This is a genomic window from Pseudomonas siliginis (assembly GCF_024072275.1).
Classification (GTDB): Bacteria; Pseudomonadota; Gammaproteobacteria; order Pseudomonadales; family Pseudomonadaceae; genus Aquipseudomonas; species Aquipseudomonas siliginis.
On the sequence record NZ_CP099598.1, the window covers coordinates 1,159,796 to 1,184,188 of the forward strand.

Sequence of the window (24,393 nt, forward strand, 5' to 3'; positions counted from 1 at the left end):
TTCCACAACGTGCAATCGCCCGGGCGTCACGTCACCTGTGTCAGCTTCACGTCTGTAACGAGCATGTCGATCAACGTGCGCAGGTAGGTGAAGGTCTGATCTTTTTTCTCCCAGCGATCAACGAAGAACAGACCCTTGTCATTGATCTGAATCGGCGTCTCAACGATCTCGCCGGACCTGGATTTATGCACCACGCTGGCGTTGCGGGTGTCTGCATTTTCTATAAGGAAGTTTCCGGGTTCGGTCAGTTTGCTGCGACTGACAGAAGGCGTCGCAGCAGGCTTTTTCGTTCCGGGGACGGCCACCTCCATCACAAAATCGCTGCTCAAAGCCCTGACGTTGGCCTCGTGCTTGCCGCTGACAAATTCCCACGACCCACGGTGAATATCCCGGGCCAGTTCAGGGGCTGTGTCGCGCACGTGCAGGCTGACGGCGGACAGTGTATCGGCCAGACCTGGCACACCGAGGTTGTAATTGGTATGCGCACTGCCGATGAAGGCCACCCATTTATGCGGCCCGTTGGCCAATTGATCAGCCTCGATCACTTGGGTTGCAAAATAGCTGAACATCTCGTTTCGCGAGGCGTGTTCGTCATACACGCCCTTGAGGTGATAGGACGCCGTGCAATCTAGGGCTCTGATGCGAATGTTGTATTTGGCCGCCGCCTGACAGACCGCCGTGTACGTATCGTTCCCTGTGTAATTCGGCATCTGCCCTTGATCCTGACGATGCAGATAAGCCTTGAGCCTGTCGGGCATGCGCTGGGTACGCAGAAAAGTGTCGAGATCGGCCTGGTGCAGGTCGGTGAGCAGGTGCTCGACGTACAACGTGTCATAACCGGCTTGCTTAAGGGCTTTCATGTGCTTTTTCAGCAGCGCTTTGCTCGCTACATCGACGTGGGCTTCGCCGATCAGCAGATTCAGACGTCCGTCGGTCAATTGCCGTAAAAAAGCTTCGAATGTGCAGTCGGAGGCGAGCACCGGCAGGATCGGCGCATCGGGTGGGACGTAGTCGGTAAAAGCGTCCCTGGCGGTTTTTTCCAGACGTTTGCGTTGGGCAAGGAAAGCCTCGTAGGCCGTTCTTTCACTGGCTACTGTCGGGGTGTAATGGGAATCCATGGAGTAGGGCTTATGCAACATTTCAGCAATATCGTCGCGCAGTGGCGAAGCAATATCGAACTCGCTGAAATGTTCAACGGCGCTAGCTGCGGCGGGCGGCTTGGAGACAGGTAGAGGTGCCTTGTAGGCACTCGGCATCTGTAGGAGGTAATCACCTTGCGCTGTCGCGTCTCCCGCGATGGCACCGGGCGCGTCCCTGCTTATGCGTGCGGGTTGGTACAAGTCGATGTCTTCAATACGCACGGCAACGGCCTCGTGGAGGTCGGCCAGGCCCGGGGTGTTGTCGAACGTGGTCATGCGCGACTGCTCGGTCAGGGCAATCCAGCGCTCTTCGCCGATCTCGGCCATATCGGTGGCAAGCGCCTTGTGCGAATAAAAGTTTCTGATGCGGTTGTTTCGCGGGGTCAAAGGCGAGAGCCTGGACATCACCATGATCCCTTCGAGTTGATAACTGGTCGAGCCGTCCAGCGCATGAATGCTCATGCCTTTTTCCCGTGCCTTGCGCACCAGCGCCAGGTAAGAGAAAGGCGCGTCTGGCTCATGGCCCATGGCTTTATCGAGCGCTTTCAGATGTTTCTTGATATGGCGCCAGGATTCTCCCTTGTTGAATTTTTCCAGTTTGAGATGAAATACGTCTCCCGGCAGGTATTCGAGGAAGAGGTGCTTGTAGCCGTTCTCCAAAAGCACGTCGAGATTTTCGATCAGTGCCTGTTTGCTGGCGATGGAGCCGGGCTGTGCACCGATGACCAGATTCTTTGCGGCGAATGCATCGCTGGCAATCAACTGTGCGAATGAGGTGTTGGCGGCAACCGCCGGCACTTCGGCGCGAGCGGGCAGCGGTGCGAGTTGGGCAAAATGGCGCGTGGCGTCCGTGGTGAGTTTTTCCACCTGTTGCAGATAGGCTTGGCGCATGCTGGCCATTTTGTCGACCACGTTGACCAGGATGACCTGGGGTGAGAAGCCCATGTAATGCTCGCCCTCCTGGAGCATTCGTCGTCGCGATTGCGGGTCCAGCAACTCTTCAACGAGATCCCGGTACTTGATCGCCACTCCATAATCTTTATGCGGGCCGGGTGTCTCGGGCACGGCTTCGTATTTTGGTGCACCGCCGGACAGGCCGCTGCGCACCATCACTCCGTCGGAGTTGCGCACGGTCAGAATGCCGGTCGAAAGCAGTCCGGAGCCATTCGGATCCGGGCGGTAGAGCAAATAACGGCCGAGTGCGTCCGGGGTCGTGCTGGCGTAATACGACTGCCCTCTGAAAACGACGGCATGCATATCGTCCCGGACCGGTTCGGTCGCCATTTGATCGATCAATGGCAGAAGATCCTCTTGCTCGTCGCCAACGGTGGTGACAGCCCGACGCAACGGGCGCCGGACGGGCTTGAGTGAACGCAGCGCCGGACGCAGATCCGTCAGCACCGCGCCAGCACTGTTGAACAGATAGCCGAGCAAGTGCCGGAACGCTTCGTTGTTATTTCCCTGACGATAGGCATGCAGGGCGAGCATCGCGTCCTTGAAGGCCAGCAACAGGCCGGTGCTCAGACTCAACAGCGGGAACGGCGCGGTGGCGATGGCAGCGACCCATTCGACGCTCGTCCAGATCAGGCCGGCAATCATTTCGGCGCGACTGGTGGTCGTGGCATGGACGTTGTCGATCCGCCGTTGCAACTTCATGTCGTAGAGCGCGGTACGCAGGTCGCTGACGGCGTCGGCCGGGCGCATCGAGTCATAACGGGCGGGGCTGGGGCTGGTTCTGTTGAGGTCTTTGGGCAGTTTCTTGCGGATGTTTTCCAGGTACGTGCGCACCCGGGTCTGGGCACTGACACCCACCCGCTGGGTCAGGTATTCGATCATGCCGGACTGCAGCAGCAGGTAATTGAACAGGCGTGCTTCGCGAAAACGCACGCCGTCCGGTGCGTCCGGCGTATACAGCAGGACCGGATCGCCGCCATGGCTGAACAACCAGGCATCGATCACCCATTCGCCGTCGATCATCAACCGGTGGATCGGGTATTTCGTCCGGGTCTGCCCCGACGTTTGATCCATGCTGCTGATGCTTTGCTGCAGCCATTGCAGGTCGCTGCTGGCGATATGTCCTTGCAGCTGGCATTCCAGCGCGGCGCTCTGCATCTGGCGCTGAGTGATGGCCAGTGTCGCGTTGCGTCGGAACGCGTAGCCTTCGCTTTTCGAATCCTGCAGCTCGTTTTTGACTTTGTCGGTATAGCGTTTGCCGATCCAGACCCCCGTGACCGAGCGGGCTACGTTCTGCGCGGTCAGGCTACTGATATCGACGCCTTGCGGACCTTTGAAGCGCGCCGAGCGTGAGAATTTCTGGTCGAGAAAACCGACGCCGTCGGCATAGCCGTCGCGATACAGCCGGGTATAGGTCAGCGGTTTCGGCGTCCATGAGGGCACGATCGACTTTGGCGAATAGGCCCAGACGGTGTCCGGATCGACGTCATTGGCAGGGCGTTTGAGCAAGCGGTTCAGGCTGATCTTCGCTTGCGCATGCACGAAATCGTCAAACGCCTGAAAACGTCCGCCCGACAGCGGATGCTGATTGAACGCGCGCAAAGCCCCCTCGGCGTCGTCGCTCAGGGTCGAGAGTTTTCGGCGATTGGCCGCAGTGGTCGAGCGATACCACACCGGGGTGCTGAAATCGTAGTCGTCGATGCGTGTGGCGAGCATGTGTTCAGCCATCGCTTTGAGGCAATCGAGATGGTTGCCCAGGTGGTCGAACGTGACTTTCTGGTGCTCTGCTGCTTCCGGCTTCAGGCTCAGCCCCGACAACACCTTGCGCAGGGTCGAACGAAAGCGCATCGGCGCGCGGCTGATCAGATAGCCGGCCATGCTTTCGGCGGCGTCATTCTGCTTGGCCCAACCCAAGAGATGGGTCTGCAATTGGCGCTCGCTGTCGAACGCCTCGAACTGGCGTTCACGGGGCGCCTGCGGTGTGCAGAGCAGCAGGCGGCGGACCGCGCCGGATTCGTCGGTCTGACGCAGCACCCACAGATCCTGCAGCTGGGCGCCGTGCAAAGACAGGGTGGCGGCGCGCAGCTGTGGATCGCTGCCGTTACGCAGGCGCTGGAGCATTTGCAGATCGCTGTCGAGCAGATGCCCTTGCAGCGCTGCGGCATGGGCGAGCGCGACGATGCGCTGATCGAGCATCTGCTCGATCGCAGGTTTGATCGCGGATCTCGCCTGCATCTGCGTTTGCAAGCGTGCGAAGTCGACGCGCGGTTCCAGCTCCAGTGCCTGCTTGATCACCCAGGCGGGCGTTACGTCCGCGTACTCGTCGGATAACGGCAGGTCGTTGTAAGTCAGCCGGGTGTGGCTGAGAAACGCCGAGCCTGGTAACTCATCGCCGGTGTGCGGGCCGCGCAAGGTCAGCTCGAGCAAATTGCTCTTGTGCACATAAGCGCCGAATCCGGGGACCTGCCGATCCGTAATGATCTGCAGCTTGGCCGGTTCCAGGTCGTCGATTTGCAGATCATCACTCAGCCGTTCCAGCCATTGGTGGCGGGCCACGGCCATCAGGCTGACCGCCGGGCCCATCAGGTCAAGCAGGTTTTGCCGGGCCTGATTGTAGTTGCCCAGGTGCAACGCCAGCTCGGCCCGCTTGGCCGCGTCGGCGCTGCGGTACCAGTCCGGCGCGCTGTTGCGCAAATGCCGCTCGAACAGGGTTTGTGCCTGAAGCGCCAGGCGCGGGGTGAGATCCGGCAGCGCAGTGTCGATGGCGCGCTCCAGCTCGGCGATCAGTACAGCGCCATCCTGCTGCGGGTTGGCGGCAAAACTCAATGCATGTTCGATATCCAGGGTGCGCTTTTCGATCAAGGCATCGTAGATGTGTTCGAACAGCGATTTGCTGTCGATGGGCGCCAGCTGCAATGGCCAGATTCCTGCTGTACCGACATCGTGGTAGCGGCTGGGCAGCAGTTGCATCAACTCGCCACGGCTGATGCTGTGCTTCATGGTCTGGAGCAGATGGGCATCGAGATCAGCCAGGGAATTGAACAGCTCCAGGCCCCTGGCCGGTGTGAACAACACGACGAAGCCAGCGCTCTGGTCGGTCAGCAGATCACTGACTTTCGGGGTGTCGTTTTGCGTAACAACAAAGGCCCCGGCGAGCTCGACAGTGGTTTGCTGATAAGTGAACTGCAACGCATACATGGCCGGGCGCAAGAGCGGGCCGAGCGCCAGTTTCTGCATCAGCTCACCAGCCTGCGGATGCAGCAGGCGATCGGTGACGGCCTGTTTCGCCTCGTACTCAAGCGCAGTGAAACCGGCGTCGTATTTGAGGAAGGTTTTTGCCGCTTTGCCGTTGATCTCGTCACGCAGATCCATGTTGATCAGTTGCGTGTTGAGGCGCACCTTCAGCGTGGCGATCAGTTGCTTGCCTGCCTCGCTCTGCAGGTCGGTGGTTGCCAGCGCCTGATAGAGCGCGCGACTGCGTTGCAGGTAGCCGTCGCGATAGGTTTTCAGCTGCTCTTCGAGGCGTTTGAGATGAGCCTGCTCGGTGCTCGGTTTGTGCTCGGGCAACAGCGGGGTTTCGGTGTTGAAGAGCAGACGGCCGATCTGGTTCAGATCGTTTTTGATCTCGTCGGGTGTGGGGGCGTTGGGGGTGCTCATGGGCACGATTTCCATGCTGGGGATGAAGGGCCAGCATGGCGAGCGCGGCGTGGAGGAGGGTGGTATTCATGTATCGTGCGCGTGCCGGATTTCCCCCGCCCGCTCCAGCCCTCCCGTTATCCGCGCAGATCAAACCTGTGCGCTGACCTCCCCGCGACTCAGCAACGCCTCGATCGCCCCGCTCAAACTCGCGGCCTTTTCCCCCACCAGCAAATGCCAGACGCCACCGTCCAACTGGCTGACACCCAGGCAGCCGAGCGCTTTGAGCTGCGCTTCGGACAGCGCCTTGGCATCGGCCAGTTGCAGGCGAATACGGGTCATGGCGATGCAATCGAGCTGCAGCACATTGTCGCGACCGCCCAGTGCATTCAGCCATTGCTGTGCCTCGTTGCGGGTAAGCGCAACGGTCTTCGGCTCATCGGCAACCACTGCGGTGTCCACCAAAGCTGTTCGGCCCAGCGCAGGCATGGCCAAGCGAATCTCATCGGCAATGCTGTCAGCCAACGGCCCGACCACGACCTGCAAACTGCCGCCCTTGCCCGGGCGCACCACCGCCATCGCGCCCAGTGCTTTCAGCTCGGCATCCGAGGCCTTGTTGCGATCGACCATCTCCAGGCGCAGTCGGGTCGTGCAGGCGCCGACGGTGAGCAGATTCTCGGCGCCGCCCAAGGCTTTGATATACGCGCTGGCGCGTTCGGTTTCCGAAAGCACGGCTTTTTCTGCCGTGGCCACGTCTTCGCGCCCCGGCGTCTTCAGGTTGAAGCGGCGAATACAGAAGTCGAAAACCAGGTAATAGATGACCGCATAAGCCAGCCCGACCGGCACCACCAGCCAGCCATTGGTCGACTTGCCCCAGCCGAGAATCATGTCGATGAAGCCTCCGGAAAAGGTGAAGCCCAGATGAATGTTCAAGCCGTTGGTGATCGCCATCGACAGCCCGGTCAGCAGCGCGTGCAGGAGGAACAGCAACGGCGCGAGAAACATGAAGGCGAATTCGATCGGCTCGGTCACACCGGTCAGAAACGAGGTCAGCGCCATCGACAGGAAGATCCCGCCCATCACCTTGCGCCGCTCCGGCAAAGCGTTGCGGTACATCGCCAGGCACGCGGCGGGCAGGCCGAAGATCATCATCGGGAACATGCCGGTCATGAACTGGCCGCCCTTCGGATCGCCGGCGAAATAACGCGACAGATCGCCGGTCACCAATGCCCCAGTGGTCGGGTCGGTGAAGTTACCGAAGACGAACCACGCCATGTTGTTGAGGATGTGGTGCAGGCCGGTGACGATCAGCAGGCGGTTGAACACGCCGAAGACGAAGGCGCCGATGCTGCCGCTTTCCATCATCAGCGCGCCGAACGCATTGATGCCCTGCTGGATCGGCGGCCAGATATAGCCGAACAGCACGCCCAGCCCCACCGCTGCAAAACCGGTGACAATCGGCACGAAACGCCGGCCACCGAAGAACGCCAGGTACTCCGGCAGCTTGATGTCCTTGAAACGGTTGTACAGCGCACCGGCCATCAGGCCGCTGACGATCCCGGCGAGCATGCCCATGTTGATGCTCGCATCGAGCACCTTGAGCGTGGAGATCATCACCAGATAACCGATCACCCCGGCCAGGCCGGCGGTGCCGTTGTTGTCTTTGGCGAAACCGACGGCGATGCCGATGGCAAAGATCATCGCCAGGTTGGCGAAGATCACTTGCCCGGCATCGTGAATGATCGCGATGTTCAACAGGTCCGTGTCGCCCAGGCGCAGCAGCAGGCCGGCAATCGGCAGGATCGCGATCGGCAGCATCAGCGCGCGGCCGAGGCGTTGCAGGCCTTCGATGAAGAGTTGGTACATGGCGTTTGTCCTTTTTGTTTTTGTTAGCGCAGAGGCCAATGTTGATGACAGGCGTGGCGAACGGCGGCGGCGCTGGACAGCTTGAGCAAGTCGCGGCTCAGGCGCTGACATTCGGCTTCATGCAGCTGACGCACGCGTTCCTTGATTTCACCGATCTGCACCGGGCTCACCGACAGTTCAGTGACGCCCAGGCCGATCAGCACCGGCGTGGCCAACGGGTCGGAGGCGAGGGCGCCGCAGACACCAACCCAGCGCTTGTGTACCGCCGCACCCTCGCAGGTCATGGCGATCAGGCGCAGCAACGCCGGGTGCAGGGCATCGACCCGCGCCGCCAGCCCGGCGTGGTCGCGGTCCATGGCCAGGGTGTATTGCGACAGATCGTTGGTGCCGATCGAGAGGAAGTCGGCGTGTTCGGCCAGTTGTTCGGCTTGCAGCGCGGCGGCGGGGACTTCGATCATCACGCCGATTTCCGGGCGCTCGGTAATCCCCAGCTCAAGACACAAGGCATCGACGCGCTGGCGGATGTGCAGCAGCTCGTCGACCTCGGTGACCATCGGCAACAGAATCCGGCAACGCGGCAACGGCTTGACCTGCAACAGCGCGCGCAGTTGCTGATCGAGAATTTCCGGGCGCGCCTGCGCCAGACGAATGCCGCGCAATCCGAGCACCGGGTTGGCCTCGGCGGGCAGTGGCAGGTAGTCGAGTTGCTTGTCGCCACCGACGTCGATGGTGCGGATGATCACCGACTTGTCGCTCATGGCATCGATCACCGCTTGATAGGCGCTGCGCTGTTCTTCGACGTCGGGTGCCGTCTGGCGATCGACGAAGAGAAACTCGGTGCGCAACAGGCCTACACCATCAGCACCGTTGGCAAATGCGTCTGCCGCTTCGCTGCTTGAGGCGACGTTGGCGACCACTTCGATGTGCACGCCATTGCGCGTTTCAGCGGGTAAATGGGCTTTGGCCTGTTGGCTTTCGCGACGCTGCCGGCGCTCGATCTGCGCCTGTTGCACTTCGCTCAGGCGCTCGGCGTTTGGGGTCAATTCGAGGCGCCCGTCGTCAGCGTCGAGCACCACGGCTTGATCTTGCGGCTGCTCAAGCAATTGCGCGCCCAAAGCGACGAGGCACGGCAGACCTTTGCCGCGCGCCAGAATCGCTACGTGGGAGGTCGCGCCGCCCTCGGCCATGCACAACCCGGCGACACCTTGCGCGCTGAGTTGCAGCAGATCCGACGGCGTCAGTTCATGGGCGGCAACGATGGCGCCGGCCGGAACCTGGTAATGCCAGGCCTCGCCAAGCAGGGCGCGCAGCACGCGTTGCTTGAGGTCGCGCAAATCGTTGGCACGTTCGGCCAGCAGCGGACTGCCGGTGCCTTGGAGCATGTCGCACTGGGTGTCGATCGACTGACTCCAGGCGTGCGTCGCTGCGGTGCCTTGCGCGATGAATTGCTGCGCGGCGTCGAGCAAGGCCGGGTCTTCGAGCAGCGCCATGTGTGCGGCGAAGATCGCTTCTTCGTCGGCGTTCTTGTGCTTTTTCGCCTGGGCGAGGGTGGCGGCGATTTCGCTGCGCACCGCGTTCAATGCCGTTTCAAGCGTCTGCTGCTGTTGCTCTGGATCGTGATGGCCCGTATCCGCCGGCAAGGTGATCGCGTTCAAGCGAAACAACGGCCCGGCGACCAGCCCCGGCGCCGCGCAGACACCGTGCAGCACACCTGCCTCGGCCGGGCGTTTCGGCGCCGCAGTGCTGACCGGCGCTTGCGCGTGATGATCGTCTGGCAGCGCCGTGGCCAATGCGCCAAGCAGGGCGTGCAGCGCGGCATCGGCGTCCGGCCCCTGACAACTGACGTGCACTTCATCCTGCTCACCGATCGCCAGGCCCATCAAACCGATCAGGCTGTTGCACGGCGCCGACTTACCGTTGAAGTGCAGCTGTGAATGGCTGCTGAAACCCTGGGCGGTCTGGCGGATCAGTGCAGCCGGGCGCGCATGCAAGCCGCCGCGATGAGCGACCTGCACTTGACCACGAACCTCTGGCCCAGCGCTTATATCGGTATTCGCCGCGACAACATTGCGCGCGATGATGTGCAGCAGCGGCTCGCCGACTTTCACCGCTTTGAGGGTGATCGGCCGCACCTGAAAATCCGCGCTGTTGGTCAGGATCAACAGGCTGACCAGGCTTTTGCAGTGCTGGCCGACCTTGTCCAGGTCATAGCGCAGCAGCGGCTGACCGAGGCTGACGCGATCGCTTTCCTTGACCAGCATGGCGAAACCTTCGCCGTTCAGCTCAACGGTATCGAGGCCCAGATGCAGGAGGATTTCCGCGCCGTTGTCGGCGCGCACGGTCACCGCATGGCTGCTGCGCGCGACGTGAATGACCTCGCCGGCGCAGGGCGAATACAGCGTGTCGTTGAGCGGGTCGATGGCGATGCCGTCGCCCATCGCGCCACTGGCGAACACCGCGTCCGGGACGTTGGCGAGCGTCAGTACCGGGCCGCTGAGCGGGGCGCTGAGGGTCAGCTCTTTATTGTTGTCGGGCATGGCTGGGTCTCATCAGTTGAATCTCGGTTCGATGTCCCCTGTAGGAGCTGCCGAAGGCTGCGATCTTTTGATCTTGTTTTTTCGCTACGTGAAAAAAACAAAAGATCGCAGCCTTCGGCAGCTCCTACAGGGAGTACATCCGTCAACGGCTATCAGTGCGTGCGGGTCACTTTGCTCAAATGGCGCGGCTGATCCGGGTCCATGCCCCGCGCCACGGCCAGGCCTGCGGCCATCACGTAGAAACTCTGGATCGCCAGAATCGGGTCGAGGGCCGGGTGTTCGGCGCGGGTCAGGGTCAGGTCGCGTTCGTTGACGTCATCTGGCGCGGCGAGCAAGACCCGGGCGCCGCGTTGACGCATCTCTGCCGCGAGGCTCAGCAGGCCGGCCTGCTCGGCACCGCGCGGGGCGAAAACCAGCAGCGGATAGTGTTCGTCGATCAGTGCCATCGGGCCGTGACGGACTTCGGCACTGCTGAACGCTTCGGCCTGAATCGCTGAGGTTTCCTTGAACTTCAGCGCGGCTTCCTGAGCAATCGCGAAACCGGCGCCACGGCCGATCACCATCAGGCGCTCGCAATCGCGCAGGGCTTCGATGGCCACGCTCCAGTCCTGTTTAGCCGCTTCGCGCAGGCCTTCTGGCAGCGCATCGTGGGCTTGCAGCAATTCGCTGTCCTCTTTCCAGTGCGCGATCAAACGCGCGCTGGCGCTGAGGGTGGCGATAAAACTCTTGGTCGCGGCGACGCTGCTTTCAGTCCCGGCAAGCAGCGGCAGGCTGAATTCACAAGCTGCCTCCAGGGGCGAATCGGCGGCATTGACCATCGACACGCTCAGCGCGCCACGCTTGCGCAACAGGCGCAGGCTGTTGACCAGATCCGGGCTCTGCCCCGACTGCGAAAACGCGAACGCGACCTGACCGCTGACTTTCAGTGGCGCCTGCTGCATGGTCACCACCGACATCGGCAACGAGGCCACCGGCACGCCCAGTTGCTGCATGGTCAGGTAGGCGAAGTAGCTCGCCGCGTGGTCGGAGCTGCCACGGGCGACGGTCATCGCCACTTGCGGCGGCTGCCGGCGCAGGCGCCCGGCGATCTCGATCATCGGCGCGTCGAGTTGTTGCAGTTGGGCTTGCACGGCCTCGAACGAGGACAGCGCCTCTTCAAGCATTTTTGAAGTCAATGTCTTCTCCTTCGACCATGACGGCGGTCAGTGTGAGTGAACGATCAAGCCGCACGCAGTCGGCCCAGGCGCCGGGGGCAAGGCGCCCGCGTTCGGTGATGCCGAGATAGTCGGCGGGAAATTGCGACAGACGCTGCGAGGCTTCGGCGATCGGCAAACCGATCTTCACCAGATTGCGCAGGGCCTGATCCATGGTCAGGGTGCTGCCGGCCAGCGTGCCGTCGGGCAGACGCACGCCGCCCAGGCATTTGGTCACGGTGTGGCTGCCGAGCTTGTATTCACCGTCGGGCATGCCGGCGGCGGCGGTCGAATCGGTGACGCAATACAGGCACGGGATCGAACGCAGGGCCACGCGAATGGCGCCGGGGTGTACGTGCAGCAGATCGGGAATCAGCTCGGCGTATTTGGCGTGCGCCAGTGCTGCGCCGACGATGCCCGGCTCGCGGTGATGCAGCGGGCTCATGGCGTTGTAGAGGTGGGTGAAACTGCTGGCACCGGCAGCCAGCGCGGCGACGCCTTCCTCGTAGCTGCCGAGGGTGTGGCCGATCTGCATGCGGATGCCACGGCTGCTCAGCTCACGAATCAATGCATCGTGGCCGGCGATTTCCGGGGCAATGGTGATGACGCGGATCGGTGCCAGCGCCAGATATTCTTCGACTTCTGCCATCAACGCGGTGTGGGCGAAGTTCGGTTGAGCGCCGAGTTTTCCCGGGTTGATGTAAGGGCCTTCAAGGTGTACGCCAAGCACTCGCGCGGCGCCTGTCGGACGCTGTTCGCAGAACTCTCCTACCTCTTTCAGGACATTTGAGATCTCCGCACTCGGCGCAGTCATTGTCGTGGCCAACAGCGAAGTGGTGCCGAAACGCACGTGGGTTCTGCTGATGGTTTCGAAGGCTTCGGCGCCTTCCATGATGTCTTTGCCACCGCCGCCATGCACATGCAGGTCGATGAAACCCGGCAGCAGATAGGGCAGATCGTTAGCCGCCGGATCGCAGGGCACGCCTTCGATCGACACGATCTTGCCGTGTTCGTGAATCAGCCGGCCGCGAACCCAGCCGCTGGCGGTGAGGATGTTGTCTTCGGACATTTTCGTTCTCGCTTGGGGCCGCGCTCAGCGGCGCAGCTCTGCAACAAAGTCGTAGTAGTCGTTGCGGCAATAGGTGTCGGTGACTTCGATCGGCGTGTTGTCTTCCAGATAGCCGACCCGGGTCATCAGCAGCATGGCGGTGCCGGGGGCGATGCCGACCAGTGCGGCGAATTCGTCAGAGGCGTTGATTGCCTGGATGTGCTGAAGGGCGCGGACGATCGGTTTGCCGATGCCGTCGAGGTATTCGTACAGCGAATCGCCCACCGCTTGCGGCCTGGGCATGATCGACGCGGGCAGGGTGCTCATCTCGATCGCCATGACCGTGTCATCGGCTTTGCGCAGGCGCTTCATGCGCGCCACCTTGTCATTCGGCGACAGGCTGAGGCGGATCAGTTCTTCGTGGGTTGGGAGGGTGATCTCCCGCTCCAGCCATTTCGAACTCGGCACGAAACCTTTCAGGCGCAGCATTTCGCTGAAGCCGGACAGACGCGACAGTGGTTGTTCCAGGCGTGGGGTGATGAAGGTGCCGGAGCCTTGCAGGCGGCGGATCAGGCCTTGCTCAAGCAAGACTTCCAGCGCCTTGCGTGCGGTGACCCGGGAAATGCCGAGCTGGTCGCTGAGGTTGCGCTCGGACGGCATCGCCTGTTCGGCCTTCCACTGCCCGGCATGAATCGCCGCTTCCAGATTGCGCGCCAGTTGCAAGTACAGCGGCGTCGGCTGGGAATCGTCGGGACGTAGGGGCTGGAGGTCGTTCATGTAGGTCGTTTCCGTCGCGAGTATAGGATTGTTGTGGCTCGCTTGTGCGACGGAAGCTAATACCACTTGAATACCATGTCAACGCGATGAACCGGCGTATGACCCAATGGGTTGGCGGTTTTCAGGGGGCAGTGTTTAAAGTGGTATTAGTGATGGCCTATAACAAGCAAAAGATCGCAGCCTGCGACAGCTTCTACAGTTGAGAGTGGTATCACCCCTGTAGTCGCCGTCGCAGGCTGCGATCTTTTGATTTATTTTTTTGCGGGTGACCAGTGGTCAGGGATTAAGGGCGAATCTCGATCATCGTGCCGTCCGGTACCAGATTCCACACTTCACGCATATCGACGTTGCGCATGGCGATGCAGCCGTCGGTCCAGTCGAGGGTATGGAACAACTGCTCCGGGTTGTCTGCCGAGTCCGGGGTGCCGTGGATCATGATCATCCCGCCAGGCTCGACGCCTTCACGACGCGCGCGGGCGGCATCGCTGATGTTCGGGTAGGAGATGTGCATCGACAGGTTGAATTTGTCGCTGGTCTTGCGCCAGTCGATCCAATAGAAACCTTCGGGTGTGCGTTTGTCACCCTCGATCAGTTTCGGGCCTTTCTTCGCGCCCTTGCCCAAGGAAATGCGATAGGTCTTCAGCGGCTTGCCGTCGGCAATCAGCTGCAGTTGATGGGCTGATTTGAGTACCAGGACTTTTTCGATCAGTGGAGTGTTCGAGGGCGTCACGGTGGTCACGAATGACGCTTGTGAAACGCTGACGAACGACAGGCACAGCAGGGCAAGCAACCAGCGCATTGAAACGATTCCCCAGGGAGTGACGCAATCAGGTTTTAGGTAGGAGCTGCCGAAGGCTGCGATCTTTTGATCTTCTAGCCAACAATCACCGGCTGAACCAATGGCGGAATCGATTCCGAACGAACCGGATACTTCTCGACGCGCCGATCAGCGAAGAAGCATTCTAAGGTACGCCCGACCGTGCGGAAAGCCAGCTCGTCCCAGGGAATGTCGGCTTCTTCGAACAGCTGCACTTCAAGGCTTTCCGGCCCGGCCGCGTATTGCAGATCGGCCAGTTCGGCGCGAAAGAACACATGCACCTGGCTGATGTGCGGCACGTCGATCAGCGTGTAAATGCTCAGGTTGCGCACCCGGGCGCAGGCTTCTTCAGCCGTTTCGCGGATGGCGGCCTGCTCGATGGTCTCGCCGTTTTCCATGAAGCCGGCAGGTAGCGTCCAGTAACCGAGACGCGGCTCGATGGCGCGGCGGCAGAGCAGCACTTTCGTCCCCCAGGTCGGCACGCAACCGGCGACGATATTGGGATTCTGGTAGTGAATGGTCTGACAGCTGTCGCAGACAAATCGCAGCCGCGAGTCGCCTTCGGGAATGCGCTGGGTGACCGGGTTACCGCAGTGGCTGCAAAATTTCATGCTCGGGTTCCTGAATGCTGCGCCTATCTTGGCGTGCAGCGGGGCCGGTCGGCAAGTTGTCGTTTCGCGACACGACGGGTTTCGGGGGCTTGGGCGCTCGCTTTGATTGGTGCATGATGCGGAGCAAGGCACCGATCGAGAACACTCATGCTGGACGAGCTACTGCATAGGGTAAGCAACCACACACCGCGCACGCTGGAGACCGACGCACGTTTTCCCGAAGCCGCCGTGCTGGTGCCGATCACCCGCAGTGACGAACCGGAACTGGTCCTGACCCTGCGCGCCAGCGGGCTTTCGACCCACGGCGGCGAGGTCGCCTTCCCTGGTGGACGCCGCGACCCGGAAGACCCCGACCTGATCTTCACCGCGCTGCGTGAAGCCGAAGAAGAAATCGGCCTGCCGCCGGGTCTGGTCGAAGTCATCGGCCCGCTGAGTCCGCTGATTTCCCTGCACGGCATCAAGGTAACGCCGTATGTCGGGGTGATTCCCGACTTTGTCGAATACCAGCCCAACGATGCCGAGATCGCCGCCGTCTTCAGCGTACCGCTGGAATTCTTCCGCAAGGACCCGCGCGAGCATACCCATCGCATCGACTATCAGGGCCGCAGCTGGTACGTGCCGAGCTATCGATACGGCGAGTACAAGATCTGGGGCCTGACGGCGATCATGATCGTCGAGTTGATCAACCTGCTCTATGACGCCAAAATCAGCCTGCACCGACCGCCGAAAAGTTTTATCGATACCTGAACCGTCGTTCGAACGGCCGTGAGCCCGAGGAAAACAAAATGAAATACCGCCTGGGCGACGCCCGTGTCGAAACCCATCCACAGAGCTGGGTCGCGCCCAATGCCGTACTGGTGGGCAAGGTCCGCCTGGAAGAGGGCGCCAACGTCTGGTTCAACGCCGTATTGCGCGGCGACAACGAACTGATCCTCATCGGCAAGAACAGCAACGTGCAGGATGGCACGGTGATGCACACCGACATGGGCTATCCACTGACCATCGGTACCGGCGTGACCATCGGCCACAACGCGATGCTCCACGGCTGCACGGTCGGCGATTACAGTCTGATCGGCATCAACGCGGTGATTCTCAATGGCGCGAAGATCGGCAAGAACTGCATCATCGGCGCCAATTCCCTGATCGGCGAAGGCAAGGAAATTCCCGACGGTTCGCTGGTGATGGGCTCGCCGGGCAAGGTAGTGCGTGAACTGACCGAGGCGCAGAAAAAGATGCTCGAAGCCAGCGCCGCGCACTATGTGCATAACTCGCAGCGTTACGCCCGCGATCTGGTCGAGCAGGAACAATGACGACTGTTGAACGACCCGTTGCCTCGCCGTGTGTGAATATCTGCGCGCTGGACGAAGAAGATGTTTGCACCGGGTGCCAGCGCACGGTCGCGGAGATCACCCGCTGGGGCCGCATGAACAATGACGAGCGCCGCGTGGTGCTGGGGTTGTGTCATGAACGGGCGAAGGCGAGTGGATTGGTCTGGATGATTCCCGCGAAGTCAGGCGTCTGAACCACCGCTTTCGCGAGCAGGCTTGCTCCCACTTTGAAATGCATTCAAATGTGGGAGCGAGCTTGCTCGCGAAGACGTCGGTCCTGTCACCGCACCTATTGGCGCAATACCAGCGCTCAAGTAACCTGTGCGCCAAATCGACAGGCCGCCCCCATGATCTTTCTCATCGCCTACATCAGCAGCGTCGTGCTGATCAACTTCGCCTTTTCCACCGCACCGCACCTGGACATCATCTGGTCGGCCTGGGGCGGGCTGGTGTTCGTGCTGCGCGACATGGTGCAAACGCGCTTCGGTCACGGCGCGATCGTGGCGATGCTGGCGGCGCTGGTGCTTTCCTACATTACCTCCGACCCTTCCATCGCGCTCGCCAGCGCCACGGCGTTCGCGGTCTCCGAGTGCATCGACTGGCTGGTGTTCAGCATCACCAAGCGGCCATTGCGCGACCGTCTATGGATCAGTTCGGCGCTGAGCATTCCGCTGGATACCTTCATCTTTTTCGGCATGATCGACGCCTTGACGCCGCCGGTGATCATCACCGCGCTGGCCTCGAAGTTCGCCGGCGTCACCGCCGTCTGGCTGATCATGGCCTGGCGCGATCGCAAACAGGCTGTCGCCAGCTGAAGCCAAACCCTCGGGTTCATGTAAAATGCCGCGCTTTCTCCCCATGGAAAGCGCACTTGCGTGGCTTTCCTCGATGATCCGCTTCCTTTGAGGACCTGAGATGACCCGTATCGGAACTCCATTGTCGCCAACCGCGACCCGCGTATTGCTGTGTGGCTGTGGTGAGTTGGGCAAGGAAGTGGTAATCGAACTGCAGCGCCTGGGCGTTGAAGTGATTGCCGTCGACCGCTACGCCAACGCGCCGGCCATGCAAGTCGCCCATCGCAGCCACGTGATCAACATGCTCGACGGCGCCGCCCTGCGTGCAGTCATCGAAGCCGAGAAGCCGCACTTCATCGTGCCGGAAATCGAAGCCATCGCCACCGCCACGCTGGTCGAGCTGGAAGCCGAAGGCTTCACCGTAATTCCGACCGCGCGTGCGGCGCAACTGACCATGAACCGCGAAGGCATCCGTCGTCTGGCTGCCGAAGAGTTGGATCTGCCGACTTCGCCGTACCACTTTGCCGACACCTTCGAGGACTACAGCAAAGCCGTTCAGGACCTGGGTTTCCCCTGCGTGGTCAAGCCGGTAATGAGTTCGTCGGGCAAGGGTCAGAGCCTGCTGCGCAGCGCCGATGATGTGCAAAAAGCCTGGGATTACGCGCAAGAGGGCGGTCGCGCCGGCAAAGGTCGGGTGATCATCGAAGGCTTCATCGATTTCGATTACGAAATCACCCTGCTGACCGTGCGCCACATTGGCGGCACCACGTTCTGCGCACCGGTCGGTCACCGTCAGGAGAAGGGCGACTATCAGGAATCCTGGCAGCCGCAGGCCATGAGCCCGATTGCTCTGGCTGAATCCGAGCGTGTTGCCAAAGCTGTGACGGAAGCGCTGGGTGGCCGTGGTCTGTTCGGTGTCGAGCTGTTCATCAAAGGTGATCAGGTGTGGTTCAGCGAAGTTTCGCCACGTCCGCATGACACCGGGCTGGTGACGCTGATCTCTCAGGACCTGTCGCAGTTTGCCCTGCATGCCCGCGCCATTCTCGGCCTGCCGGTACCGCTGATCCGTCAGTTTGGCCCGTCGGCGTCGGCAGTGATTCTGGTGGAAGGCCAGTCGACCCAGACCGCATTCGCCAATCTGGGCGCTGCGTTGAGCGAGCCGGATACCGCGCTGCGTCTGTTCGGCAAGCCGGAAGTGAACGGTCAGCGCCGCATGGGCGTGGCGCTGGCGCGGGATGAGTCGATCGAGGCTGCTCGCGCCAAGGCGACTCGTGCGTCGCAGGCGGTTGTTGTAGAGCTGTAAACCGGGTCGCGGCAGCTATTCGCGAGCAGGCTCGCTCCCACATTTGGAATGCATTTCCCTGTGGGAGCGAGCCTGCTCGCGAAGCTCTTGATCTTCTGTCAGGCAACCTGATTCAGATCGTTATTGCGCGTCTCCTTCAAACACAACACCGCGATCAGGCTCAACACCGCCGCCGCCGACACATACCCGCCGACATAGCTCAACCCGCCCATCGCCACCAGTTTCTGCGCAAAGAACGGCGCCGCCGAGGCCCCGACGATGCCGCCCAGGTTGTACGCCGCTGATGCGCCGGTATAACGCACGTGGGTCGGAAACAGCTCAGGCAACAGCGCGCCCATCGGTGCGAATGTCACGCCCATCAAAAACAACTCGATGCACAGAAACAGCGCCACGCCCCAGGTCGAGCCCTGCGTCAGCAACGGTTCCATCAGGAACCCGGACAGAATCGCCAGCACGCCACCGATGATCAGCACCGGTTTGCGCCCGTAACGGTCGCTGGCCCAGGCTGACAATGGCGTCGCGGCGGCCATGAACAACACGGCAAAGCACAGCAGGCCGAGGAACGTTTCGCGGCTGTAACCCAGCGTCGATACGCCGTAGCTCAGGGAAAACACCGTCGAGATATAGAACAGCGCATAGCAGACGACCATTGCCGCCGCACCGAGCAGGGTCGGCGCCCAGTATTGGCTGAACAACTCGACCAGCGGCACTTTCACTCGCTCCTGACGGGCGATCGCATTGGTGAACACTGGCGTTTCATGCAATTTGAGGCGCACATACAGGCCGACCATCACCAGCGCCGCGCTGAGCAGAAACGGAATGCGCCAGCCCCAGCTGCGGAACTGTTCATCATCCAGGGTCATCGCCAGGGTCAGGAACAGGCCGTTGGCCGCAAGAAAGCCAATCGATGGCCCGAGCTGCGGGAACATGCCGAACCACGCGCGTTTGCCCTTCGGCGCGTTCTCCGTAGCCAGCAGCGCCGCACCGCCCCATTCGCCGCCAAGGCCCAGGCCCTGACCGAAACGCAGCACGCACAGCAGAATCGGCGCCCAGGCACCAATGCTGTCGTAGCCCGGTAGCACGCCAATCAAGGTGGTGCACACGCCCATCAACAGCAGCGAGGCGACCAGCGTCGACTTGCGCCCGATGCGGTCGCCGAAGTGGCCAAACAGTGCCGAACCCAGTGGTCGGGCGAGGAAGGCAATGCCGAAAGTGAGAAACGCCGAAAGCATCTGCGCCGTGCCGGAGGTCTGCGGAAAGAACACCGGCCCGATCACCAGCGCCGCAGCAGTGGCGTAAACGTAGAAGTCGTAGAACTCGATAGCAGTGCCGATAAAGCTTGCCGTGGCCACGCGGGTGGCGGAATTGGTCGGCTGGGCAGGCGCGGTTTCGCTGTAAGCGGTATGGGTCGTCATGCGGTGATCCCTGACAGTCATGAGCTCCAGTGGAGCGAATTATTATGGTCGAACACCCAGGGATGTGGGGTAGGGCGCGAGCGCTGTTTCGAGTAGGAACAGTCGTCGGTTTGCAGCGGAAACAGTCAGGATCCGGGCAGTGTCGGGTAGGCACAGGGATCGACGGCGCTTGGGTAAGCGCCTCGATTATAGGAAGGGGGCTAACGATCAAACAAGCGCAAAAGATCGCAGGGTAGGAGCTGCCGAAGGCTGCGATCTTTTGATCTTCTATCGAGCAGGCACCGATGAGGTCAGCCAGATCAGCACCTTGCTCACCCGGTTCTCCTCGGTCTCGAGGATTTCCAGTCGATAACGCCCGATCTTCAGGCACACCGCGCTTTCCGGAATGGTTTCCAGCGCTTCGGTGACCAAGCCATTGAGCGTCTTCGGCCCGTCGCTCGGCAGGTGCCAGCCCAGGCACTTGTTCAGGTCGCGGATCGACGCGGCGCCATCGATCACCATGCGACCGTCGGCCTGGGGATGAATGTGCGGGTTGTCGAGGCTGTGCTCGCTTTCGAATTCGCCGACGATTTCTTCAAGAATGTCTTCAAGGGTGACGATGCCCAGCACTTCACCGTACTCGTCCACGACCATGCCGAGACGGCGTTGCTGCTTGTGGAAGTTCAGCAGTTGCAGTTGCAGCGGCGTGCTTTCCGGGACGAAGTAGGGCTCGTAGCTGGCGGCCAGCAGTGCCTCGCGGGTCAATCCACCGTTGCTCAGCAAATGGCCGATCTGGCGAGTGTTGAGCACCGCTTCGACCTGATTGATGTCACTGTGAAACACCGGCAGACGCGTGCGCTTGTTCTCGCGCAGTTGCTCGATGATCTCTTCGATCGGATCGTCGAGGTTGATGCCGTCGACGTCACTGCGCGGCACCAGAATGTCGTTGACCGTGATGTTGTCCAGCGCATGAATGCCCGACACCGGGTGGGCGCGGACCGGATGTTCGGGATCATCATCGTGATCGGCCGGCAACTCGTCCTCGCTCTGTTGCACCACCTGAGCCTTGCGCGTGAACGGGGTCAGCAGCAAAGCGCTGACCCGGCTGAACAGCCACGCGAACGGGTAGACGATTTTCATCGGTACGGCCAGCAGGGCATTGCCGAACGCCAGCACGGCGTCGGGATAGCGCCGGGCCAAAGTGCGCGGGAAATAATCGGCGAACACCAGCAGGATGGCACCGGCGCCAAGGCAGGCCGCCCACGGGCCATTTTCTTCGCAGAGAAAAATCGCCAGCAGCGTCGCGAGGATCACGGCGAGGGCGCGGCACAGGGTGTTGCAGAGGATAAGGCTGTCGAGCGGGAAGCTCAGCTTCGCCAGCGGCTTGTCGCTGGCGCGCGAGGCGATACGTTGCGCGAGCAGGTGCTGCTGCGCGATTTCGACGGCGGTAAACAGCCCTGACCATAAGATCAGCAGGACAAATACCGCGAGCATCGGCCCTATGGGCAAACCGTCCATTTATGCCGCCCGTCAGATGTGCAGTATGTATTCACGAACCAGTTTGCTGCCGAAGTACGCCAGCATCAGCAGGCAGAAACCGGCGAGGGTCCAGCGAATCGCTTTGTGGCCGCGCCAGCCCAGACGGTTGCGACCCCACAACAGCACGCTGAAGACGATCCATGCCAGACAGGCCAGCAGGGTCTTGTGCACCAGATGCTGGGCGAACAGATTCTCAACGAACAGCCAACCGGAAATCAGCGACAGCGACAGCAGCGTCCAGCCGGCCCAGAGAAAGCCGAACAGCAGGCTTTCCATGGTTTGCAGGGGCGGAAAGTTCTTGATCAGTCCGGACGGGTGCTTGTGCTTGAGCTGATGGTCCTGAACCAGCAGCAGCAACGCCTGGAACACGGCGATGGTGAACATGCCGTAGGCGAGGATCGACAATAGAATGTGCGCGAGAATGCCCGGCTCTTCGTCGATGATCTGCACTGTGCCGGTCGGCGCGAACTGCGCCAGCAATACCGTGATCGCACCGAGCGGGAACAGCAGCACCAGCAGGTTTTCCACCGGGATCCGCGAACAGGCCAGCAGAGTCAGGGCAATCACCGCAGCGGCAATCAGGCTGGACGCGCTGAAGAAGTCCAGGCCGAGGCCGATCGGGGTCAATAGATGAGTAAGCAGGCTGGCGCCGTGGGCGAGCACGGCAAATACGCCGAGGCTGACCAGCAGGCGCTTGTTCGCCTTGGCGCCGGTGGCCAGGCGGGTACTTTGATAGACGGTCGCAGCGGCATAGAGCAGGGCGGCGGCGAGGGTGGTCAGCAAACTGGGTGACAAGGGGAGCATAAATCCTGTTAGGCGAGCCCGAAAGGCGCTGAGTTTGGCATAGAACCGGCACGGCACGAAAGACTCCGCAAGCTGACAGCGAGGTGTCCGCCGGCCGCAGTCTTCGCTATAATCCGCGACCTGCCCACGCCGCAGGCTCGCCGAGCACATGTTGATTCCGGTCTGGGCCGCCATTATCCCGGTTCGTACAGGGCCTGAAAGGATCGCGCAATGTTTGAAAACTTAACCGACCGTCTCTCGCAGACGCTGCGCCATGTCACCGGCAAGGCCAAGCTGACCGAGGACAATATCAAAGACACCCTGCGTGAAGTGCGCATGGCGTTGCTCGAAGCTGACGTCGCACTGCCGGTGGTCAAGGACTTCGTCAATTCGGTCAAGGAGCGCGCTGTTGGCACCGAGGTGTCGCGCAGCCTGACGCCGGGCCAGGCGTTCGTGAAGATCGTCCAGGCCGAACTCGAAAGCCTGATGGGCGCGGCCAACGAAGACCTCAACCTGAGTGCCGTTCCGCCAGCCGTGATTCTGATGGCCGGTCTGCAGGGCGCGGGTAAAACCACCACTGCCGGTAAGCTGGCGCGCTTCCTTAAAGAGCGCAAGAAGAAGTCGGTCATGGTCGTGTCTGCGGACATTTACCGTCCGGCCGCGATCAAGCAACTGGAAACCCTGGCCAACGACATTGGCGTGACATTCTTCCCGTCCGATCTGAGCCAGAAGCCGGTCGACATCGCCAATGCGGCTATTAAAGAAGCCAAACTGAAATTCATCGACGTGGTCATCGTCGACACCGCCGGCCGTCTGCACATCGACGAAGAGATGATGGGTGAGATCAAGGCGCTGCACGCCGCGATCAACCCGGTCGAAACCCTGTTCGTGGTCGATGCCATGACCGGTCAGGACGCCGCCAACACCGCCAAGGCGTTCGGCGATGCGCTGCCGCTGACCGGCGTAATCCTGACCAAGGTCGACGGCGACGCCCGTGGCGGTGCCGCGCTGTCGGTGCGCGCCATCACCGGCAAGCCGATCAAGTTCATCGGTATGGGCGAGAAGAGCGAAGCCCTCGATCCGTTCCACCCTGAGCGTATCGCCTCGCGGATCCTTGGCATGGGCGACGTGCTCAGCCTGATCGAGCAGGCTGAAGCGACGCTGGACAAGGACAAGGCCGACAAGCTGGCCAAGAAGCTGAAAAAGGGCAAGGGCTTCGACCTCGAAGACTTCCGCGATCAGCTGCAACAGATGAAGAACATGGGCGGCCTCGGCGGCCTCATGGACAAACTGCCGAGCATCGGCGGCGTCAACCTGTCGCAGATGGGCAACGCCCAGAATGCCGCAGAGAAACAATTCAAACAGATGGAAGCCATCATCAATTCCATGACCCCGGCCGAGCGCCGCGACCCTGAGCTGATCAGCGGTTCGCGCAAGCGTCGGATCGCCATGGGTTCCGGCACGCAGGTGCAGGACATCGGCCGCTTGATCAAGCAACACAAGCAGATGCAGAAGATGATGAAGAAATTCACCGCCAAGGGCGGTATGGCAAAAATGATGCGCGGCATGGGCGGTATGTTGCCCGGCGGCGGCATGCCGAAAATGTAAAGACTTCGCCGGTCGTCGCACCGGCGCAGACCCTGCAAGGACGCAGGATCAACAGCAAACCCGCACTCGGCGGGAGCTGACTGGCCGTTTTTATCGACGGCTCTCTATGCAAATCTGCACGGCATGCCATGGGCGCCGGAAAAAGTCATTTGCAAAAGTCCGGATATTCCTTAGAATATGCGGCCTTTCGGGCACCCATGCCCGCTGTGCATTTAGATTTGCAGCACCGACTACAGGAACGATGTTCACATGCTAACAATCCGTCTTGCCCTTGGCGGCTCCAAAAAGCGCCCGTTTTACCACCTGACCGTAACCGACTCGCGTAACCCGCGTGACGGCTCCCACAAAGAACAGGTTGGTTTCTTCAACCCTGTTGCCCGTGGTCAGGAAATCCGTCTGTCCGTGAACCAAGAGCGCGTTGCCTACTGGCTGAGCGTTGGTGCACAACCTTCTGAGCGCGTTGCTCAGTTGTTGAAGGAATCTGCCAAGGCTGCGGCCTGAGCAATATGAACGCGACGCCAGCCCCTGCCGATGATTTGATCGTTATTGGCAAAATTTATTCTGTTCATGGCGTTCGCGGCGAAGTGAAGGTTTATTCCTTTACTGATCCGACTGAAAACCTGTTGCAGTACAAAACCTGGACGCTCAAGCGCGAAGGCAATGTCAAACAGGTCGAGCTGGTCAGTGGACGCGGGAGCGACAAGTTCCTGGTCGCCAAGCTCAAGGGTCTCGATGATCGTGAAGAAGCTCGTCTTCTGGCCGGTTATGAGATCTGCGTGCCGCGCAACCTGTTCGCTGAATTGACCGAAGGCGAGTACTACTGGTACCAGCTGGAAGGTCTGAAGGTCATCGACACCCTTGGGCAACTGCTCGGGAAAATCGATCATCTTCTGGAAACCGGCGCCAATGATGTAATGGTCGTCAAGCCTTGCGCTGGCAGCCTGGATGATCGCGAACGCCTGTTGCCCTATACGGAGCAATGCGTGTTGGCTGTCGACCTGGAAGCGGGCGAGATGAAGGTGGATTGGGACGCGGACTTCTGAACGTGGCTAACTTGCGCGTAGAA

19 protein-coding genes are annotated in these 24,393 nt (G+C 61.1%); 8 read left to right on the forward strand and 11 right to left on the reverse strand.

Annotation, left to right across the window (positions count from 1 at the left end; genetic code table 11):
* Nucleotides 1-26: 26 nt before the first annotated feature.
* The 8 genes from NF676_RS05565 to NF676_RS05600 form a co-directional block, all read right to left on the reverse strand.
* On the reverse strand, nucleotides 27-5,750 hold the full coding sequence (locus tag NF676_RS05565; RefSeq protein ID WP_252887370.1) for a membrane-targeted effector domain-containing toxin: 5,724 nt from the start codon (nucleotides 5,748-5,750) through the stop codon (nucleotides 27-29).
* Between the two features lie 129 nt (nucleotides 5,751-5,879).
* Complete coding sequence (gene nagE / locus NF676_RS05570; protein ID WP_252887371.1) at nucleotides 5,880-7,595, reverse strand: N-acetylglucosamine-specific PTS transporter subunit IIBC; 1,716 nt, start codon at nucleotides 7,593-7,595, stop codon at nucleotides 5,880-5,882.
* A gap of 23 nt (nucleotides 7,596-7,618) precedes the next feature.
* Entirely contained in the window at nucleotides 7,619-10,132 is a 2,514-nt protein-coding gene (gene ptsP, locus NF676_RS05575; protein WP_252887372.1) for a phosphoenolpyruvate--protein phosphotransferase, read from the reverse strand.
* Nucleotides 10,133-10,284: 152 nt separating this feature from the next.
* Nucleotides 10,285-11,307 carry an SIS domain-containing protein gene (locus tag NF676_RS05580; protein WP_095180442.1) on the reverse strand — a complete coding sequence of 341 codons (1,023 nt, stop codon included), beginning with the start codon at nucleotides 11,305-11,307 and terminating at the stop codon, nucleotides 10,285-10,287.
* Nucleotides 11,288-12,394 carry an N-acetylglucosamine-6-phosphate deacetylase gene (gene nagA / locus NF676_RS05585; protein WP_252887373.1) on the reverse strand — a complete coding sequence of 369 codons (1,107 nt, stop codon included), beginning with the start codon at nucleotides 12,392-12,394 and terminating at the stop codon, nucleotides 11,288-11,290. The genes NF676_RS05580 and nagA overlap by 20 nt, the downstream gene beginning before the upstream one ends.
* Before the next feature lie 24 nt (nucleotides 12,395-12,418).
* The gene (locus NF676_RS05590) at nucleotides 12,419-13,150 is read right to left on the reverse strand and encodes a GntR family transcriptional regulator (protein ID WP_056783114.1); all 732 of its coding nucleotides are present in this window, start codon (nucleotides 13,148-13,150) and stop codon (nucleotides 12,419-12,421) included.
* A 283-nt stretch (nucleotides 13,151-13,433) separates the two neighbouring features.
* Nucleotides 13,434-13,949: a L,D-transpeptidase family protein gene (locus NF676_RS05595; protein ID WP_024011712.1), complete on the reverse strand. Its 516-nt coding sequence runs from the start codon at nucleotides 13,947-13,949 to the stop codon at nucleotides 13,434-13,436.
* A 74-nt stretch (nucleotides 13,950-14,023) separates the two neighbouring features.
* Nucleotides 14,024-14,578 (reverse strand): NUDIX hydrolase, encoded by a 555-nt coding sequence (locus NF676_RS05600; protein ID WP_056783116.1) that lies wholly within the window; start codon nucleotides 14,576-14,578, stop codon nucleotides 14,024-14,026.
* Nucleotides 14,579-14,725: 147 nt separating this feature from the next.
* On the opposite strand from NF676_RS05600, the gene NF676_RS05605 reads away from it, so the two are divergent.
* The 5 genes from NF676_RS05605 to purT all read left to right on the forward strand — a co-directional run bounded on the left by NF676_RS05605 (nucleotide 14,726) and on the right by purT (nucleotide 18,003).
* Complete coding sequence (locus tag NF676_RS05605; protein WP_122610740.1) at nucleotides 14,726-15,325, forward strand: CoA pyrophosphatase; 600 nt, start codon at nucleotides 14,726-14,728, stop codon at nucleotides 15,323-15,325.
* 38 nt (nucleotides 15,326-15,363) lie between these two features.
* On the forward strand, nucleotides 15,364-15,888 hold the full coding sequence (locus NF676_RS05610; protein WP_016771546.1) for a gamma carbonic anhydrase family protein: 525 nt from the start codon (nucleotides 15,364-15,366) through the stop codon (nucleotides 15,886-15,888).
* The gene (locus NF676_RS05615; RefSeq protein ID WP_056783118.1) at nucleotides 15,885-16,100 is read left to right on the forward strand and encodes a DUF1289 domain-containing protein; all 216 of its coding nucleotides are present in this window, start codon (nucleotides 15,885-15,887) and stop codon (nucleotides 16,098-16,100) included. Before NF676_RS05610 ends, NF676_RS05615 begins: the two co-directional genes overlap by 4 nt.
* A 153-nt stretch (nucleotides 16,101-16,253) precedes the next feature.
* The gene (locus NF676_RS05620) at nucleotides 16,254-16,721 is read left to right on the forward strand and encodes a VUT family protein (RefSeq protein ID WP_016771544.1); all 468 of its coding nucleotides are present in this window, start codon (nucleotides 16,254-16,256) and stop codon (nucleotides 16,719-16,721) included.
* 100 nt (nucleotides 16,722-16,821) lie between these two features.
* Nucleotides 16,822-18,003, forward strand: a complete 1,182-nt coding sequence (gene purT / locus NF676_RS05625) for a formate-dependent phosphoribosylglycinamide formyltransferase (RefSeq protein WP_024011715.1) — start codon at nucleotides 16,822-16,824, stop codon at nucleotides 18,001-18,003.
* Nucleotides 18,004-18,101: 98 nt separating this feature from the next.
* On the opposite strand, the gene NF676_RS05630 is transcribed toward purT, so the two are convergent.
* The 3 genes from NF676_RS05630 to NF676_RS05640 form a co-directional block, all read right to left on the reverse strand.
* A complete protein-coding gene (locus NF676_RS05630; RefSeq protein WP_252887374.1) occupies nucleotides 18,102-19,418 on the reverse strand; it encodes an MFS transporter in 1,317 nt (438 codons plus the stop codon).
* A 267-nt stretch (nucleotides 19,419-19,685) separates the two neighbouring features.
* Nucleotides 19,686-20,915: a CNNM domain-containing protein gene (locus NF676_RS05635; RefSeq protein WP_252887375.1), complete on the reverse strand. Its 1,230-nt coding sequence runs from the start codon at nucleotides 20,913-20,915 to the stop codon at nucleotides 19,686-19,688.
* Nucleotides 20,916-20,927: 12 nt separating this feature from the next.
* On the reverse strand, nucleotides 20,928-21,740 hold the full coding sequence (locus NF676_RS05640; RefSeq protein ID WP_016771539.1) for a cytochrome C assembly family protein: 813 nt from the start codon (nucleotides 21,738-21,740) through the stop codon (nucleotides 20,928-20,930).
* Nucleotides 21,741-21,950: 210 nt separating this feature from the next.
* Between NF676_RS05640 and ffh the strand changes: the two genes are divergently transcribed.
* The 3 genes from ffh (at nucleotide 21,951) to rimM (ending at nucleotide 24,370) form a co-directional block, all read left to right on the forward strand.
* Nucleotides 21,951-23,327: a signal recognition particle protein gene (ffh, locus tag NF676_RS05645; RefSeq protein WP_007967791.1), complete on the forward strand. Its 1,377-nt coding sequence runs from the start codon at nucleotides 21,951-21,953 to the stop codon at nucleotides 23,325-23,327.
* A 249-nt stretch (nucleotides 23,328-23,576) separates the two neighbouring features.
* On the forward strand, nucleotides 23,577-23,828 hold the full coding sequence (rpsP, locus tag NF676_RS05650) for a 30S ribosomal protein S16 (RefSeq protein ID WP_003185073.1): 252 nt from the start codon (nucleotides 23,577-23,579) through the stop codon (nucleotides 23,826-23,828).
* Nucleotides 23,829-23,833: 5 nt separating this feature from the next.
* Nucleotides 23,834-24,370 (forward strand): ribosome maturation factor RimM, encoded by a 537-nt coding sequence (rimM, locus tag NF676_RS05655; protein WP_016771538.1) that lies wholly within the window; start codon nucleotides 23,834-23,836, stop codon nucleotides 24,368-24,370.
* The last annotated feature ends 23 nt before the right edge of the window (nucleotides 24,371-24,393 follow it).

What these genes read in the sequence shown, in the direction of transcription:
- rimM (WP_016771538.1), top strand. Translation starts at nt 23,834, where the DNA reads ATGAACGCGACGCCAGCCCCTGCCGATGATTTGATCGTTATTGGCAAA.
- NF676_RS05605 (WP_122610740.1), top strand. Translation starts at nt 14,726, where the DNA reads ATGCTGGACGAGCTACTGCATAGGGTAAGCAACCACACACCGCGCACG.
- NF676_RS05630 (WP_252887374.1), bottom strand. Translation starts at nt 19,418, where the DNA reads ATGACGACCCATACCGCTTACAGCGAAACCGCGCCTGCCCAGCCGACC.
- NF676_RS05640 (WP_016771539.1), bottom strand. Translation starts at nt 21,740, where the DNA reads ATGCTCCCCTTGTCACCCAGTTTGCTGACCACCCTCGCCGCCGCCCTG.
- ffh (WP_007967791.1), top strand. Translation starts at nt 21,951, where the DNA reads ATGTTTGAAAACTTAACCGACCGTCTCTCGCAGACGCTGCGCCATGTC.
- ptsP (WP_252887372.1), bottom strand. Translation starts at nt 10,132, where the DNA reads ATGCCCGACAACAATAAAGAGCTGACCCTCAGCGCCCCGCTCAGCGGC.
- nagA (WP_252887373.1), bottom strand. Translation starts at nt 12,394, where the DNA reads ATGTCCGAAGACAACATCCTCACCGCCAGCGGCTGGGTTCGCGGCCGG.
- rpsP (WP_003185073.1), top strand. Translation starts at nt 23,577, where the DNA reads ATGCTAACAATCCGTCTTGCCCTTGGCGGCTCCAAAAAGCGCCCGTTT.
- NF676_RS05590 (WP_056783114.1), bottom strand. Translation starts at nt 13,150, where the DNA reads ATGAACGACCTCCAGCCCCTACGTCCCGACGATTCCCAGCCGACGCCG.
- NF676_RS05635 (WP_252887375.1), bottom strand. Translation starts at nt 20,915, where the DNA reads ATGGACGGTTTGCCCATAGGGCCGATGCTCGCGGTATTTGTCCTGCTG.
- nagE (WP_252887371.1), bottom strand. Translation starts at nt 7,595, where the DNA reads ATGTACCAACTCTTCATCGAAGGCCTGCAACGCCTCGGCCGCGCGCTG.
- NF676_RS05565 (WP_252887370.1), bottom strand. Translation starts at nt 5,750, where the DNA reads ATGAGCACCCCCAACGCCCCCACACCCGACGAGATCAAAAACGATCTG.
- NF676_RS05595 (WP_024011712.1), bottom strand. Translation starts at nt 13,949, where the DNA reads ATGCGCTGGTTGCTTGCCCTGCTGTGCCTGTCGTTCGTCAGCGTTTCA.
- NF676_RS05620 (WP_016771544.1), top strand. Translation starts at nt 16,254, where the DNA reads ATGATCTTTCTCATCGCCTACATCAGCAGCGTCGTGCTGATCAACTTC.
- NF676_RS05615 (WP_056783118.1), top strand. Translation starts at nt 15,885, where the DNA reads ATGACGACTGTTGAACGACCCGTTGCCTCGCCGTGTGTGAATATCTGC.
- NF676_RS05600 (WP_056783116.1), bottom strand. Translation starts at nt 14,578, where the DNA reads ATGAAATTTTGCAGCCACTGCGGTAACCCGGTCACCCAGCGCATTCCC.
- NF676_RS05610 (WP_016771546.1), top strand. Translation starts at nt 15,364, where the DNA reads ATGAAATACCGCCTGGGCGACGCCCGTGTCGAAACCCATCCACAGAGC.
- purT (WP_024011715.1), top strand. Translation starts at nt 16,822, where the DNA reads ATGACCCGTATCGGAACTCCATTGTCGCCAACCGCGACCCGCGTATTG.